The organism is Nocardiopsis sp. YSL2 (genome assembly GCF_030555055.1).
In the GTDB taxonomy this organism is placed as follows: Bacteria; Actinomycetota; Actinomycetes; order Streptosporangiales; family Streptosporangiaceae; genus Nocardiopsis.
Window position 1 is genome coordinate 3094080 of record NZ_JAMOAO010000001.1, and the last position, 15614, is coordinate 3109693.

General features: G+C 72.7%; 11 protein-coding genes. 7 read left to right on the forward strand and 4 right to left on the reverse strand.

Annotation, left to right across the window (positions count from 1 at the left end; translation table 11 throughout):
- Positions 1-42: 42 nt before the first annotated feature.
- Entirely contained in the window at positions 43-984 is a 942-nt protein-coding gene (locus tag M1P99_RS13655) for a TAXI family TRAP transporter solute-binding subunit (protein ID WP_304453032.1), read from the reverse strand.
- Between the two features lie 76 nt (positions 985-1060).
- Entirely contained in the window at positions 1061-1597 is a 537-nt protein-coding gene (locus M1P99_RS13660) for a GNAT family N-acetyltransferase (RefSeq protein ID WP_304453033.1), read from the reverse strand.
- A gap of 135 nt (positions 1598-1732) precedes the next feature.
- On the opposite strand from M1P99_RS13660, the gene M1P99_RS13665 reads away from it, so the two are divergent.
- Genes M1P99_RS13665 through atzF form a run of 3 tightly spaced genes read left to right on the forward strand, consistent with a single transcriptional unit; the run spans position 1733 to position 7866 of the window.
- The gene (locus M1P99_RS13665; RefSeq protein ID WP_304453034.1) at positions 1733-2446 is read left to right on the forward strand and encodes a GntR family transcriptional regulator; all 714 of its coding nucleotides are present in this window, start codon (positions 1733-1735) and stop codon (positions 2444-2446) included.
- A 54-nt stretch (positions 2447-2500) separates the two neighbouring features.
- Complete coding sequence (gene uca / locus M1P99_RS13670; RefSeq protein WP_304453035.1) at positions 2501-6169, forward strand: urea carboxylase; 3669 nt, start codon at positions 2501-2503, stop codon at positions 6167-6169.
- The gene (gene atzF / locus M1P99_RS13675) at positions 6169-7866 is read left to right on the forward strand and encodes an allophanate hydrolase (RefSeq protein ID WP_304453036.1); all 1698 of its coding nucleotides are present in this window, start codon (positions 6169-6171) and stop codon (positions 7864-7866) included. The genes uca and atzF overlap by 1 nt, the downstream gene beginning before the upstream one ends.
- 200 nt (positions 7867-8066) lie before the next feature.
- Here atzF and M1P99_RS13680 read toward each other — a convergent pair whose 3' ends face one another.
- Positions 8067-8399: a hypothetical protein gene (locus M1P99_RS13680; RefSeq protein WP_304453037.1), complete on the reverse strand. Its 333-nt coding sequence runs from the start codon at positions 8397-8399 to the stop codon at positions 8067-8069.
- Between the two features lie 315 nt (positions 8400-8714).
- Between M1P99_RS13680 and M1P99_RS13685 the strand changes: the two genes are divergently transcribed.
- The gene (locus tag M1P99_RS13685; protein WP_304453038.1) at positions 8715-9536 is read left to right on the forward strand and encodes an alpha/beta fold hydrolase; all 822 of its coding nucleotides are present in this window, start codon (positions 8715-8717) and stop codon (positions 9534-9536) included.
- A gap of 160 nt (positions 9537-9696) precedes the next feature.
- On the opposite strand, the gene nhaA is transcribed toward M1P99_RS13685, so the two are convergent.
- Positions 9697-10983, reverse strand: a complete 1287-nt coding sequence (gene nhaA / locus M1P99_RS13690) for a Na+/H+ antiporter NhaA (protein ID WP_304453039.1) — start codon at positions 10981-10983, stop codon at positions 9697-9699.
- Positions 10984-11704: 721 nt separating this feature from the next.
- Between nhaA and M1P99_RS13695 the strand changes: the two genes are divergently transcribed.
- From M1P99_RS13695 to M1P99_RS13710, 3 genes are all read left to right on the forward strand, one after another.
- Positions 11705-12583, forward strand: coding sequence for an alpha/beta fold hydrolase (locus tag M1P99_RS13695; RefSeq protein ID WP_304453040.1), 879 nt, complete (start codon positions 11705-11707; stop codon positions 12581-12583).
- Between the two features lie 80 nt (positions 12584-12663).
- Positions 12664-13965, forward strand: coding sequence for a hypothetical protein (locus M1P99_RS13700; protein ID WP_304455852.1), 1302 nt, complete (start codon positions 12664-12666; stop codon positions 13963-13965).
- A gap of 674 nt (positions 13966-14639) precedes the next feature.
- Positions 14640-15596, forward strand: a complete 957-nt coding sequence (locus M1P99_RS13710; protein WP_304455684.1) for an acyl-CoA desaturase — start codon at positions 14640-14642, stop codon at positions 15594-15596.
- Positions 15597-15614 lie beyond the last annotated feature (18 nt).

The window sequence follows — 15614 nt, forward strand, 5'->3', positions numbered from 1 at the left end:
CCGCGGCGCCGCGCCACCGGGGCCGGCCGCCACCACCGCGCCTCAGGTCGGCTTGTTCTCCCGGTACCAGTCGGCCGCGCCCGGGTGCAGTGGAACGACCCCCGTGGAGATCCCGGTCCGCACGTTGATCTGCGCCGCCACGGGGCTCCCGTCGGCCAGTCGCGCGGCGCTGGTGAACACGGTGTCGGTCACCGTGTACGCGGCGTCGTAGGACAGGTCCTCCCGGCACAGCAGCAGGTTCGGGATGGCCGCCGTCGGCGTGGACGGCACGTCCTCGTACGTGGTGGCCGGAAGGTTCGCCGGCAGGTACGAGTCGGGGTGCGCGTCGGCCAGGGCGTCGGCCGTGTCCGACAGGTCGATGAGCCGCACCGCGCGCTCCTCCGCGAGGTCGGCGATCGCCGGAGTCGGCAGTCCCGTCAGTGAGAACATCGCGTCGATCTCCCCGTCGGCCAGGGCCGCGGCCGACTCGGACTGGTTGAGGCGGACCGCCTCGAAGTCCAGGCCGGTCTCCGCGACGATCTGGGCCACGGTGAACTCCGTCCCCGAGTCGGTCGCGCCGACCGACACGCGCAGGCCCTCCAGGTCGGACGCCCGCCACACGGGAGAGCCGACCAGCACGACCAGGTGCACGAAGGCGTCGTAGAGGCGGCCGATCGCCATGAGGGCGCCGCCGTCGCCGGAGTCGAGTATCGAGTCGAGCGCGGCCAGACCCAGGTGGGCCTCACCGGAGGCCAGCAGGGCCAGGTTCGCGTGCGAGGCGCCCGTCTGCACGGCACGCACGTCGGTGTCCGGGAGCCGTTCGTCCAGGATCGCGGCGATCTCCCCGCCGATCTGCCGGTAGACGGCGCCCGGCGGCCCCGTCGCCACCACCAGTTCGGGCAGGCCGCGCACGCCGCCCCGGCCGCAGCCGGCCACGGATCCGCCGAGCGCGACGGCCGTCGCGCCCAGGAGGACGGCGCGCCGACCGGGTCCACTCACTCGCATAGACGCAGCTTAGGCACACGTCGGCGCTCTCGTCGCCCCGGCGCCTCGGGCCCGGCGGACTCGCACCCTCGGCGCCCTAGTCCTCCGGCTTCCACTCCTCGACGAGGAGCCCGAGCAGCACCTCGTCCAGGAACTCGCCCAGCACCCAGGCCGAGGAGCGCAGCACGCCCTCGCGGACGAAGCCGTTGCGCTCGGCGGCGCGCAGCATCGCCGCGTTGTCCGCCAGCGTCTCGATCTGCAGCCGCCGAAGCCCGCGCACCACGAAGCCGTAGTGGCACAGCACCGCGACCACGTCGCTGCCGTAGCCCCTGCCGCGGAAGGACGGCCGCAGCCCCAGCCCGATGTGCGCGGACCGGCTGTGGTTGTCGATGCCCCACAGGTTCGCGGTGCCGACCAGCGTGCCGCCGTCCAGTTCCACCACGGAGAACGGGACGAGTCCCTGCACCGTGTCGTCCACCGCGAGCGGGAAGTCCTCCTGGCCGGGCGTCATCGGCCGCCACGGACGGCTTTCGGCGCGCGAGCCGTTCACCACGTCGTCGTAGAGCTCGGTCCGCAGGAGGGGGATGTCCTCCGCGTGCCGGGCCCTGAGCCCGACCTTGCTACCTCTCAGCATTCCCGCTTCCTATCGGAGGCGGCCGATCGGCGGCAAACCATTTAACACGGTGAAACACGGAGAAACACAGGCTTCACTGACCGACAGGGCCCTGGAAACACGCGCTTCCTAGCGTCTGGGGCCATGGACACACCGATGTATACACGTCCCGGCCCGTCCTCCGGCGCGACGGCCACCTCCCGCCGGGACCGCGTCTACGGGCTGCTGCGGGAGGAGGTCCTCAGCGGCCGGGTCGCCCCCCACACGCGCCTGGGCGAGGTCAGGCTCGCCGAACGCTTCGGGGTCTCGCGCACGCCCGTCCGCGAGGCCCTCGCCCGCCTGCACTCCGACGGCCTCGTCGAGCGGCGCGAGAACGGCTTCTACGCCACCGTCCCCAACCTTCCCGAGCTCCGCGACCTCTACGAGCTGCGCGTGGCCCTCGAACTGCGGGGGATCGCCCGCGCCATCGAGGACCCCTCCATCCGCCACGACCGCGGGATCCTCGTCGGCGAACTCGACCGCTGGGAGAAGCTGCGCGCCGAACCCCCGGAGCCGGACCCCTCCTTCGTCCTCCTGGACGAGGAGTTCCACGCGGCCCTGTCCACCGCGTCCGGCAACCGCGCGCTGACCGACTCCCTCGTCTCCGTCAACCAGCGCATCCGGCGCGTGCGCATGTACGACTTCCTCACGGGGGACCGGATCACCTCCACCATCGACGAGCACATCCGGATCGTCGAGCACCTCCTCGCCGACGAACTCGACCTCGCCTACCGGGCCATGCACGAGCACGTCGGAGCGTCCATGGCGGTCGTCCTGGAACGCGCGCAACGCGCCCTCACCCAGATGGCCCTGCACCCCGACACCCACTGACCTGACCGCCGCCCTGCCCCCGGGGCTCTGACCCGGGACAGAAGGAGAGCCAGCGTGTTCGACACCGTGCTCATCGCCAACCGCGGCGAGATCGCCTGCCGCATCATCCGTTCAGCCCGAGACATCGGCCTGCGAACCGTCGCGGTCTACTCCGACGCCGACGCGGGAGCCCCGCACACCCGGCTCGCCGACGAGGCGGTCCGGCTCGGCCCCGCGCCCGCCGCCGAGAGCTACCTGCACATCGAACGCGTGCTGGCCGCGGCCGCGGCCAGCGGGGCGGGAGCCGTCCACCCCGGCTACGGCTTCCTGTCCGAGAGCGCGGCCTTCGCCCGCGCGGTCGAGGACGCCGGGATGGTGTTCGTGGGCCCCGAGCCCCGCCACCTGGAACAGTTCGGCGACAAGCACACGGCGCGCAAGGCCGCCGCGGCGGCCGGGCTCCCCATGGTCCCCGGCAGCGAGACCCTGCCAGACGCCGACGCGGCCGTGGCCGCCGCGGAGGCCATCGGCTACCCCGTGATCCTCAAGTCCACCTCCGGCGGAGGCGGGATCGGGCTGCGCGCCTGCGCGGACCCCGGCGAACTGCGTGCCGCCTTCGACCAGGTCAGCCGGATGGCCGAGACCCACTTCGGCGGGGGCGGAGTCTTCGTCGAGCGCTTCGTCTCCCGGGCCCGCCACGTGGAGGTCCAGGTCTTCGGTGACGGCCGGGGCGGCGTGGTCACCGTCGGCGACCGCGACTGCTCCCTCCAGCGCCGCAACCAGAAGGTGGTGGAGGAGGCGCCCGCGCCCGGACTGCCCGACGCGTTGCGCGCCGAACTGCACCGCACCGCCCGTGAACTGTGCGCCGGTGTGTCCTACCGCAGCGCGGGCACGGTGGAGTTCGTCTTCGACGCCGACCGCGGCGAGGCCTCGTTCCTGGAGGTCAACACCCGCCTGCAGGTGGAGCACCCGGTGACGGAGGAGGTCGCCGGGATCGACCTGGTCGCCTGGATGCTGCGCCTGGCCCGCGGCGAGGACGTGCTGGCCGGCGTTCCCCCGGAGGGCCCCGCGCTCACCGGCCACGCCGTCGAGGCCCGCGTGTACGCCGAGGACCCCGCCCATGACTTCCGGCCCAGCTCCGGCCTGCTCACCCGTGTCGAGTTCCCCTCCGACGCGCGCGTCGACGCCTGGGTGGAGACCGGCCAGCGCGTCACCAGCGACTACGACCCCATGCTGGCCAAGGTGATCGTGCGCGGCGAGGACCGCGACGACGCGTTCGACCGGCTCGGCCGCGCCCTGTCCGAGGTCCGGGTGGACGGCCTCCAGACCAACCTGGGACTGCTGCGCGCCCTGACCGCGCACGGGGACGTCCGCGCGGTCGACCACACCACCGCCACGTGCGCGGGGGTCGGCGATCCGGAGCCGCGCATCGAGGTGGAGCGCGCCGGAACGCTCACCACCGTCCAGGACTGGCCCGGGCGCACCGGGTACTGGCAGGTGGGCGTGCCGCCGTCGGGGGCCATGGACGACCTGTCCCTGCGGCTGGGCAACCGGGCGCTGGGCAACCCCGAGGGAGCCCCCGGGCTGGAGTGCACCATGGAGGGGCCCGCCCTGCGGTTCTCCCATGCCATGACGGTGTGCGTCACCGGTGCCCCCGCCGACGTGACCGTGGACGGCGCGGCCGTCCCCCAGTGGGAACCGGTCGAGGTGCCCGCGGGCGCGCGGCTCGACGTCGGTGCCGCCCGCGGCCCGGGCATGCGCACGTACGTGCTGGTGCGCGGCGGCCTGGACGTCCCGGCCTACCTTGGGAGCGCGTCCACGTTCACCGCGGGCGAGTACGGCGGCCACGGTGGCCGGGCCCTGCGGCTGGGCGACGCGCTGCGCCCCGGCCCGGTCGGCTCCGACGCGCCCGTGCCACGGCCCGTGCCCGAGGCGGAGCGGCCCGACTTCGCGGCCCCGGTCGGGGCGGGAACGGACTCCGGGGCGCCCGACGCGTCCTCCGCCGCGCTCCCGTCCCCCGCCGCCGCCCACTCCCATTGGGACATCGAGGTGTCCGAGGGACCGCACGCGGCTCCGGAGTTCCTCACCCGCGAGGGCCTGGCCGACTTCTACGCCACCGCGTGGAGGGTGCACCCCCAGTCCGCGCGCAACGGCGTCCGGCTGTCCGGACCCAAGCAGACCTGGGCCCGCCCCGACGGCGGCCAGGCCGGGCTGCATCCCTCCAACGTCCACGACACCGCCTACTCCATCGGCGCGGTCAACCTCTCCGGCGACACCCCCGTGCTCCTCGGCCCGGACGGCCCCAGCCTGGGCGGGTTCGTGTGCCCCGTCACGGTCGTCACCGGCTCCCGGTGGAAGGTCGGCCAGCTCCGTCCGGGCGACACCGTCCGGTTCCACCCGGTCACCGAGGCCGCCGCCGAGAAGCTGCACTCGGCCCCCGCCGCCGCCCCGCTGCTGCGCGGCACGGGGCCCGACGGCGACGACGGCGTGCTCGCCCGGGTCCTCGCCGGCGAGGACACCCCCGAGGTGACCTACCGGCGCAGCGGCCACGACAACGTCCTGGTCGAGTACGGTCCCATGGTGCTCGACCTCGGGCTGCGCATGCGCGTCCACGCCCTCATGGCGGCGCTGGACGAGGCGGCGCCCGAGGGCATCGTCGACACCACACCCGGTGTGCGGTCGCTCCACCTGCACATCGATCCCGAGGTCCTGCCGCTGCGCACCCTGCTCGGCCTGCTCCAGGAGATCGAGGCGCAACTGCCGCCCACCTCCCGGCTGAGCGTGCCCAGCCGGACCCTGCACCTGCCGATGTCCTTTGACGACCCCTCCATCCACGAGGCCATCGCCCGCTACGGGGTCGCCGTGCGCGACGACGCCCCCTGGAACCCCGACAACATCGAGTTCATCCGCCGGATCAACGGCCTGGACTCCGTCGAGCAGGTGCGTGACATCGTCTTCGACGCCTCCTACCTGGTCCTGGGGCTGGGCGACGTCTACCTGGGGGCGCCGGCCGCCACGCCGCTCGATCCCCGGCACCGGCTGGTCACCACCAAGTACAGCCCCGCCCGCACCTGGACCCCGGAGGCCGGGGTGGGCATCGGCGGCGCCTACCTGTGCGTGTACGGGATGGAGAGCCCCGGCGGCTACCAGCTCATCGGCCGGACGGTGCCGATCTGGTCGGGGCTGCGCCAGTACGGACCCTTCGAACCCGGAACCCCGTGGCTGCTCAGGTTCTTCGACCGCATCAGCTGGTACCCCGTCGAGCACGAGGAACTGCTCGACATCCGGGCCGACCTCCTGGCCGGCCGGTACGAGCCGGCCATCGGCGAGGGCGAGTTCGTGCTCGCCGACCACGAGCGCTTCCTCGCCGAGAACGCCGAGTCCATCACGGCCTTCCGCGACCGCCAGGCGGCGGCGTTCGAGACCGAGCGCCAGGCGTGGGAGGCCGCGGGCGAGTTCGACGACAAGCCCGAACCCGCGCCCGTGCCCGAGACCGGAACACTCGACCTCCCGCCCGACGCGAGCCTCGTCGAGGCGCCGCTGTCCGCCTCCGTGTGGAAGGTGGACGTGGCCCCGGGCGACACGGTGGAGGAGGGCCAGCCGGTGGTCCGGTTGGAAGCCATGAAGCTGGAGGTCGTCGTTCGCGCACCCGTCGCGGGTACGGTCTCCGACATCCTCGTCGCGCCGGGGCAGCACCTCGATCCGGGGCGTGCCCTGGCCGTCATCACGCAAGGAGAGACCGCCTGATGCCCACCCCCACCGACCGCGTCCGGTCCGCCTACCAGAGGATCGCCGAAGCCGACCGTCCCGAGGTGTGGATCCACCTGCGCCCCGAACAGGAGCTGGCCGTGGAGGCCAAGGCCCTGGAGGAGCGGCTCGCCGCCGGGGAGCACCTCCCGCTGGCCGGAACGCTCGTGGCGGTCAAGGACAACGTCGACGTGGCCGGCCTGCCCACGACGGCGGCGTGCCGGGAGTTCGCCCGCACCCCCGGCACCACCGCGACGGCCGTCCGACGTCTCGTGGACGAGGGCGCGCTGGTCCTCGGCAAGACCAACCTCGACCAGTTCGCGACCGGTCTCGTGGGCACGCGCAGCCCGTACGGTGCCGTCCGCAACGCCCTGGACCCCGAGCGGGTCTCCGGCGGCTCCAGCGCGGGATCGGCGGTCGCGGTGGCGCTGGGCATCGCCGACATCGGCATCGGTACCGACACCGCCGGGTCGGGCCGGGTCCCGGCGGCCCTGCACGGCATCGTCGGGCTCAAGCCCACGGTCGGTCTGGTCCCGGCCACCGGTGTGGTTCCGGCCGCGCGCCCCTACGACTGCGTGACGGTCTTCGCCCAGGACCTGGCGACCGCCCGGAGGGCCCTGACGACGATGGCGGGCCCCGACTCAGGGGACGCCTTCAGCCGGGACTGGCCCGCCGACGTCCGGCTGGGGCCCCGTTTCCCGGCCCGGGTGGCCGTTCCGACGGAGGCGGGGCTGGAGCCGCTCGGCGAGGCCGAGCGGGCGGCGTTCCGCGCGGCCGCCGACACGCTCCGGGCAGCCGGGGCAGGCACCACGGAGGTGGACGTGGCGCCGCTGCTGGAGGCGGCCCGGCTGCTGTACGACGGTGCCCTGGTGGCCGAGCGCTACGCCGCGGTGGGGGAGTTCCTGGCGAGCGGCCCGGACTCGGCCGACCCGACGGTCAGCGGGATCATCGTGCCGGCCGGAAGGATCCCCGCCCACGAGCTGGCCGCCGACCAGCACCGGCTGGTGGAGTACCGGGCCGCGGCGCGCGAGATGCTCTCCGGGTTCGACGCCCTCATGCTGCCCACCACCGTCGGGCATCCGACGCTGGCGGAGGTCGCGGCGGACCCGGTGGGTGAGAACTCGCGTCTGGGCACGTACACGAACTTCGTGAACCTGTTGGACATGGCGGCCGTGGCGGTGCCCGCGGGCGAGGCGGACGGGCACACGTTCGGGGTCAGCCTCATCGCCGGGGCCTTCGAGGACCAGGTGCTCCTGGACCTGGCGGCGACCCTGGCCGGGGAGGACCCTGGCGAGGCCGTCTCGGACCAGGGTGTGGAGCTGGCGGTGTTCGGCGCGCACCTGCGCGGGCAGCCGCTCAACCACCAGCTCACCGATCCGGGCGCGCGTTTCGTGGAGGCGACCGAGACCAGCGCCGACTACCGGATGGTGGCGCTGCCCACCACACCGCCGAAGCCGGGCGTGCTGCGGGTGCGCGACGGGGGGCGGCCGCTGCGCTGCGAGGTCTGGAGGATCTCCCGGGCGGCCCTGGGCACGTTCCTCGCCCACCTGCCCGCGCCGATGTCGCTGGGCTCGGTGACGCTGGCCGACGGCCGCAGCGTGGTCGGGTTCGGCTGTGACGGGTCCGCCGCCGAGGGGGCCGACGACATCACCGAGCACGGCGGCTGGGCGGCCTACCTGGAGTCGCGCCGGGACTGACCGGATCGCGCGGGCCCCTGCCGCCGCGGGGCTGGGGTTCGGTCGGGTCACCCGCGGGCCTGGGCGTCCACGGCGGGGTGCGCGTCACCGCCGTCCGTGCCCGGGCCCGCGAGCGGGTGCGGCCCGTCCTCGGTCGGGCTGCCGGGGCCGTGGGCGCGGTACCCGAAGGTCCCGCGCCCACGTGAGCGGAAGGTCGGGGCTCAGGCGCCGTCGGCCGCGACGGAGGCGGGCTCGCAGGTCCGCATCTCGGTGACGTAGTTGCCGTTCGTGCCGTAGCCGGAGAAGGTCGCCCACGCGCCGGGTTCGATGACGCGGCAGGAGGAGACCATGCCGTCGGTGTACTCGAGCTCGACGGCGACGGTGGTGTCGCAGTCGTTGTTGACGTGGGTGTAGCGCCAGTTGGAGAAGTACTCCACGCACTCCGGGGGAGTGGTGTCGGCTGCCGCGGTGGACGGGAGGGACATCAGGAGACCCGCCGCGGCGGTGGCGATGAGGGCGGCCGGGCGCGATGCGCGTGTCATGAGGTTTGCCATGCCTCGAACCTAGGGACAATCGGCTCTCTTGCGCAAGACTACGCAAGGGATTTCACCGCTGTGTCAGCGCATGTTAGCAATGTACGCGGGCAAGCACGCTTTCGGCGTTGCAAGATCTTGCGTATGTTGCATGCTGTTTTCGTGGGGCGTTGGTCCGACGCGTGAGTGGCCGGATCCTCGGGCCGCCGGGCTCGACACCCGGGCCGGATCCTCTCGACGGGTCGTTCTCCCGCGTGTTCCCGCCCCCGGTCCGGTGGGCCGTCGCCGCGTCAGGGGAGGATGGCGCGACGACGGAACCGACGGAAGGATGAGCCGTTGACGGACTGGAAGCTGGGCGAGTCGTTCGAGTCGTCGTCCGGCCGCGTGCGCTGGGACCGGCTGGGCCGTGGCGAACCCGTCGTGCTCTGCCACGGCACGCCGTTCTCGTCGTACGTGTGGCGGTCGGTGGCACGGGCCCTCGCGCAGACGCACGAGGTCTACGTCTGGGACATGCCGGGCTACGGGAGCTCGGACAAGTCCGAGGGCCAGGACGTCTCGCTCGCGGCCCAGGGCCGGGTGTTCACCGAGCTCCTGGCGCACTGGGGCCTGGACCGGCCCACGGTGTTCGCGCACGACTTCGGGGGCGCGGTGTCCCTGCGCGCCCACCTGCTGCACGGCGTGCCGTACCGGCGACTGGCCCTGGTGGACGTGGTGGCGCTGCGGCCGTGGGGCTCGCCGTCCTTCCGGCACCTGGGCGAGCACGCCGAGGTGTTCGCGGCCCTGCCCGAAGGACTGCACCGCGCGCTGGTCGAGGAGTACGTCTCCTCGGTGAGCCCGCGCGGTCTGCACCCGGAGGTGCTGCGCGAGGTGGTCGCGCCGTGGACGGGTCCGACCGGGCAGGCCGCCTTCTACCGCCAGATCGCGCAGGCGACCCCGCGGGACACCGACGAGTTCCACGACCGGCTCGGCACGATCGACGTTCCGGTGCTCGTGTGCTGGGGCACGGAGGACAGCTGGATCCCGGCCGCCAAGGCGCACGAACTCGGCGGACTGATCCCGGGCGCCGAGGTCCGGCTCATCGAGGGCGCGGGGCACCTGGTCCAGGAGGACGCGCCCGCCGAGCTCACCGCGGCGCTCACCGCCTTCGCCCGGGGCTGACGTTCGGGCCGGAGCCGGATCTGACGCCGGTCCCGCCGCCATGGCGCGCGCACGGCGACGGCCCCTGGAATCCACCGCGGGGTGGCAGGGGCCGTCGTTCGGAGCGTCTGTCGGTCTCCGGCGCGGGGCCGGTGGAGGGGGCGGGGCCGTGCTTCGGGGCCTAGGAACCCTGGCTCGCGTCGGACGGCGCCGTGGGGCCCTGGCCCTCGGCCGCCAGGCGGCGGTAGTGCCGGGAGCGTCCCCCCAGGATGAAGATGGACAGCAGCGCGGCGATCAGCGAGGCGATGAGGACACCGGTCTTGGCGTGGGCCAGATGGTGCTCGGCGCCGGCGAAGGACAGCTCGGCGATCAGCAGCGACACCGTGAAGCCGATGCCCGCGAGCTGCGACATGCCGACCAGGTCGATCCACTTGAGGCTGGGGTTGAGCTCGGCCCGGGTGAGCTTCGTGGTGAGCCACGAACCGCCCACGATGCCGATCACCTTTCCGCCGACGAGGCCGGCGATGATGCCCAGCGCCGCCGGGTCGGTGACGACCTCGCCGAAACCGTCGAAGACGACGCCGGCGGAGAAGAACGCGAAGATCGGTAGCGCCAGCCCGGCGGACCAGGGGCGCAGCAGCTGTTCCATGCCGTGGCTGGGGTCGTGGTGCTCGCCCTCGTACTTGGTGGTGCGCATGAGCAGACCCATGGCCACACCCGCGATGGTGGCGTGCACGCCGCTCTCGTGCACGAGGACCCAGATGAGGATCGCCAGCGGCAGGTAGACCAGCCAGTTCGGGACCGGGGAGGAGTTGAGCTTGGCCGCCAGGCCGCGACCGCGCTGCAGGTAGCCGAAGACCACCAGGCCGACGACGGCGATGCCCAGGGCGACGAAGTTGATGTCGGCGGTGTAGAAGACGGCGATGACGATGACCGCGCCGAGGTCGTCGACGATCGCGAGGGTCAGCAGGAAGGTGCGCAGCGCGGGCGGCAGGCCGCGGCCGATGACGGCGAGGATGGCCAGCGCGAAGGCGATGTCGGTCGCCATCGGGATGCCCCAGCCGCCCAGCGTCTCCGGGGAGGTGATGTTGATGGCGGCGTAGACGGCGGCGGGCACGACCATGCCGCAGATCGCGGCGACGATCGGGAGCATCGCGCGCCGGGGGTTGCGCAGCTCACCGTGGACGAACTCCTGCTTGAGCTCGTTGCCCACGACGAAGAAGAAGACGGCGAGGAGTCCGTCCGCTGCCCAGGTCTCCAGCGACAGGTTCAGGTGCAGGGACTCCGGGCCGATGCTGAACGACCGCATCGACTCGTAGATGTCGCCGAAGGGCGAGTTGATCCACACGAGCGCCAGGACGGCGGCGCCGATGAGGAGGAAACCCCCCACGGTGTCGCTGCGCAGGGAATCGGCGAACTTGGCGATGGGGCCCGGATGAGCGGGGTGCTCGATCGGGTCGATGCTCATATGAACTTTCCAAGGCGTGAGACGTCAGGGACTTCGCCGACCAGTCTTCCCGGCACACCTAAGGCGCTCGCGCCTCGCCCATGTTCACGGACGCAGGGAGAAATGTCCAGTCCAGAGGGCATGTGTCCCATGTGGGACCCGCGCTTGGCGCGGTGGTCGGGCCCTGCTGGAGCCGTCGTCCCCCGGATCCGATGTTTACCGCTGCGGACCGGGTGGAAGTTGCGCGTGTTGCCGATGTCAACGGGCGTGATGCACGACTACGACTGGTGACGTAGGAGCATGTGTGCGCTCCTGCGACGGACAGTGCCACCTGCGAAAACGGGCAATGCACATCATAGGTCAATGAAACGGTCACCTCGCATTCGCGTGTGCGCGTGACATGTCTCACTGGCGTCTGATCCGCGGCGGTGTGTTGGGGGTCGGCCCAACAGCAAGTCGTCTCCTACCCCGAAAGTTCGGTGTTCATGTTCGTTTTCTGGAATCCTGTATCCGGAATACGGAACCTTGGGGGTGGGTTCCTGGGATGTCCCCGTCCGGCAGGCGGACACCTCCGGCGCCCGGTCGGCGATGGTGGGCGGCGGGAGGTGGGCGGGGGCGCGTAGCGTCTCGGTTGAGGGTGGTAGCCGACCCCTGCGGGTGACCGCACTCCCAGTCGGCGATGGTGGGCGGCGGGAGGGACAATGGTCGACACTGGCTTCCCCTACCGGAAACAAGGCTGCTGATGCTCGACTCCCAAGTGCGCGGTGCGCACGTCTACCGTTCGCAGGACGGTGCGCGGGTGGTGCGCGAGTGGTGCGAGCGGGAGATCGCCGCCTGCCCAGAGCTCACCGCCCTCCCCGCCCTGGAGACCGAACTCGGCACGACCCGGGCGTTCCGCGCCTCCGGGGGTGACGGCGACCCCGTGGTGCTGCTCAGCGGGACCAACTTCAACACCGCCACTTCCGTCGAGCCGATCCGGGCCCTGTCCGCCGACCGGCCCGTCATCTCCCTCGACCTGCCCGGCCAACCCGGCCTGAGCTGCGACGTGCGCCCGCGCGGGGCGCGGGTCAAGGCCTACGGCGCCTGGCTCGACCAGGTGCTGCCCCTGGTGACCGATCGACCCGCCATCGTGCTGGGCCACTCCCTCGGGGCCATGGTCGCCCTGGCGGCGTCCCCGTCGCCGCTGGTCGGTGCGCTGGTGCTGGTGTCCCCGGCAGGACTGACCGCGGCCGGTACGACCCCCGAGCTGTTGCGCGCGGCGCTGCCGTGGATGATCGGACCGCGCGACAGCAAGAGCACCCGGCTGCTCAACGCCATGAGCGGCCGTGCCCACGTCGCCGAGGGAGTGCACCCGCTGGCCCCCTGGATGACGCTCGTCGGGCGCCACTGCCGGACCAGTCTGGCTCCGGCGGCGCTTCCGATGGAGTGCCTGCGCCCCTGGCAGAAGACCCGGCTCATCGTCGCGACCGGCTCCGAGGACACGCTCTTCTCGCCCGCCCGCCTGCACGGGCCCGCCTACCGGCTGCTGGGCGCCGAGGTCGACGTCATGGAGGGCCTGGGGCACCTCGGCCCGCTGGAGGACCCGGCTCCGGTCGCCGCTCTGCTCCGCGAGCTCGACTGACGCAGGCGCGTTCGGTCGCCGCACACCCCGCCAACGTCCGCTTCCATCACTTTTGGTAGTTGATAACTACCATGAGTGACATGAGGGTGGACATGTCTTCGATCAGCCCACTACGCGACCGCACGCGTTCCCTGCGTTACGGATGTCGGGCGCTCGTGTCCGGGACGGCCACGGTCACACTGACGGCCGTGGCCGCGATCTCGCTCCCCGGCGCTGTGAGTGCCACGGGTTCGGAGCGGCCGGACACCGGATCTCTGACGGTCGTCCAGCGGGTCGTGCCGCGGAGCAACGAGGGCGAGGACGTCACCGGGTCGGTGCCGACGGGCGAGGGTCGGCGGTTCGATGCCGACACCACGGTCTCCGGTGTCGAGGGGATTCCGGGGTCACGGACCACGACCGGTGACGGGACGGGGTCGGTGCACTTCGTCCTGGTCCACCCGCGAGGAACCGCCGCCGCCCCGATCACCGTGACGGGCGCCCCGCGGTCCGGGTACGGCCCGGTCACCCAGGGCGGAGCCAACGCGGTGTGCGCCGACCTCTCGACCGCCGGAGAGAGCCTGCCCGTCACCAACGACGACTCCGTGCCCGGCAGGCCCGGCTTCACGGTGGAGGTCCCTGCCGGGGCGTCGGTCACCTGCACGGTGTACCGGCGTCAGGAGGCCGCCGACGTGCGGGTCGGCGAGCTCGCGGAGCAGTCTGAGCAGACCGCCGAGGTGCCCCGGCCCTCGGGGCCGTCCGAGCAGCCTATGCCGTCCGAGTCTCCCGATCCGGCGCCGCCGTCGGGGCCTCTCGAGGTGCCGGAGCCGTCTGAGCCTCCACCGCCGCCCGAGCCGTCCGGACTGCCCGAGCCGTCGGACCCGGCGCCGCCGTGGGACCGGACTCCCTCCGAGGAGCCGACCGACGAGTCACCGGCGCCGTCCGGCCCGCCGCCGTCGTCGTCCGAGCGGCCCTCACCCGGGCCTGTGTCACCCGAGCCGGCCCCGTCGCCCGCACCACCGTCATCGGAGCGGCCGCTGCCGTCGGCCGAACCCGCGCCGTCCCGCCCGTGGTCTCCTGCCGAGCCGTCCTCGTCCGAACCGTCCTGGTCCGAACCACAGCCCTCCGAGCGGCCGCTGCCGTCACCCGCGCCGATGCCGCCCGTGCCGCCGGACGACCGGATCGGAGCACCGGACCTCGGGGAGGGCGCTCCGGGTGCCTCGGACCTCGAACCGGTCGGCGACACCGGCCGGGAGGGCCAGCGCCCGCAGCGGCCCCTGGCGCTGACCGGCCCGTCGGTCGGCTTCGGGATCTCCGGCGCGCTCTTCCTGACCGGTCTGGGTCTGGCGGCTGTGCTGATCGCTCGGGAACGCCGACAAGCCCGCATACGCCGAGGCGACTCCTGACCCGCGGGCCGGACCGGGCGGGCCCGAACCGGGTCGCGGCTCCCCCGGCCCCGCGGGCCCAAGTGGAGAGGATCTCCGCGCGCAGCGCGCCGAAGGTCGCGCGGCGATCAGGAGTCGAGTGCCTGGGTGAGCGCGTGGCGCCCACCCGTGCGGCGATCGGTCCCAGCCGGCGCTGCTCGTTCCGGACGAGTCGGGCCGCGGCCTCACGGCGGGGCAGCCGGACGGCGAGGCGGTCGCCGAGCCGGAAGAGGGTGTTGTCCCAGCCGCTGGCTTCCTCGGTCACGGGAAGAGCGGCCAGGTCGGGGTGCTGGTCGCGAAGGAGTGCCGTGACGAGCGCGGGGCTCGTGTCGACCTCGGCGGCGGGAGTGCGCATGCTCCATGATCGCCGACCGGGCGGGACGCCCGCTCCCGCTCCGCTCTCCCGCGAAGGTGACCAGCGGGTAGTCCCGAACCGAGTGCCAGAACACAGGGGTGCCTGCACCCCTAAATCGCGGCGTGGTGGTGCCATGGCCCTCGTCACACTTCGCGCCTAGCGTGGTCGGTATACCCGCCATCCATGTCACCAGGGGGAATGTATGCACAACGCGAGTACGGCCTCGTCTACGGCGACCGTGGGAACCCGGCGCGGGAGCGACTTCTCCGAGCTGTCGCGACGGGTCCAGAAGGCCGGTCTGATGGAGCGCACACCCGTGTACTTCGCGGTGCGGCTCTCGCTGATCGCCCTGTCCTTCGTCGGAGTGTGGGCCCTGTTCTTCCTCCTGGGGAACACGTGGTGGCAACTGGGTACGGCCGTGGCGATGGCCGCGGTGTTCGGGCAGGTGGGGCTCGTGTCCCATGAGCTCGCCCACCTGCAGATCCTCTCCAAGCGCGGCCCGAGCGTGGCCCTGGGCCGGATCGTGGGCAACCTCGGTATCGGACTGGGGTACGGGTGGTGGCAGGACAAGCACACCCGGCACCACGCCAACCCGAACCACGAGGAGCTGGACCCCGACGTCCAGCCCGACCTCCTCGTGTGGTCCGAGGACCAGGCCCGCGCCGCCAAGGGGCTGCCCGCCTTCGTCGGCCGTTACCAGGCGTTCCTCTTCTACCCCTTCCTGCTGCTGGAGGGCCTGAACCTCCACGTGGGCAGTGTGCGCGCGCTCTTCCGGCGCAGCACCAAGCAGCGCGTCCTGGAGGGCGCCCTCCTGGCCGCCCACTTCGTGCTCTACCTCGGTGCCGTGTTCACGGTCCTGGACCCGCTCCAGGCGGTCGCGTTCATCGCGGTGCAGCAGGGCCTGTTCGGTGTCTACCTGGGCTGCATCTTCGCGCCCAACCACAAGGGCATGCCCACCCTGAAGAAGGGCGAGAAGCTCGACTTCCTGCGCAAGCAGGTGCTGACCTCGCGCAACGTGCGCGGAAGCTGGTTCACCGACATCGCCCTGGGCGGTCTCAACTACCAGATCGAGCACCACCTGTTCCCCAACATGCCCACCCCGCACCTGGGGCGCGCGCAGGTGATCGTGCGCGAGTACTGCGGGGAGATCGGCGTGCCGTACCACGAGACCGGCTTCGTGCGCTCGCACGTCGAGGCCCTCACCTACATGCACCAGGCGGGCGAGCCCCTGCGTGAGCGCCACCGCCAGGCGGCCTAGCGGCCACGCCCCCGGGTG

What these genes read in the sequence shown, in the direction of transcription:
- M1P99_RS13660 (WP_304453033.1), bottom strand. Translation starts at nt 1,597, where the DNA reads ATGCTGAGAGGTAGCAAGGTCGGGCTCAGGGCCCGGCACGCGGAGGAC.
- M1P99_RS13695 (WP_304453040.1), top strand. Translation starts at nt 11,705, where the DNA reads ATGCTCGACTCCCAAGTGCGCGGTGCGCACGTCTACCGTTCGCAGGAC.
- M1P99_RS13700 (WP_304455852.1), top strand. Translation starts at nt 12,664, where the DNA reads ATGAGGGTGGACATGTCTTCGATCAGCCCACTACGCGACCGCACGCGT.
- M1P99_RS13710 (WP_304455684.1), top strand. Translation starts at nt 14,640, where the DNA reads ATGGAGCGCACACCCGTGTACTTCGCGGTGCGGCTCTCGCTGATCGCC.
- M1P99_RS13680 (WP_304453037.1), bottom strand. Translation starts at nt 8,399, where the DNA reads ATGGCAAACCTCATGACACGCGCATCGCGCCCGGCCGCCCTCATCGCC.
- atzF (WP_304453036.1), top strand. Translation starts at nt 6,169, where the DNA reads ATGCCCACCCCCACCGACCGCGTCCGGTCCGCCTACCAGAGGATCGCC.
- nhaA (WP_304453039.1), bottom strand. Translation starts at nt 10,983, where the DNA reads ATGAGCATCGACCCGATCGAGCACCCCGCTCATCCGGGCCCCATCGCC.
- M1P99_RS13665 (WP_304453034.1), top strand. Translation starts at nt 1,733, where the DNA reads ATGTATACACGTCCCGGCCCGTCCTCCGGCGCGACGGCCACCTCCCGC.
- M1P99_RS13655 (WP_304453032.1), bottom strand. Translation starts at nt 984, where the DNA reads ATGCGAGTGAGTGGACCCGGTCGGCGCGCCGTCCTCCTGGGCGCGACG.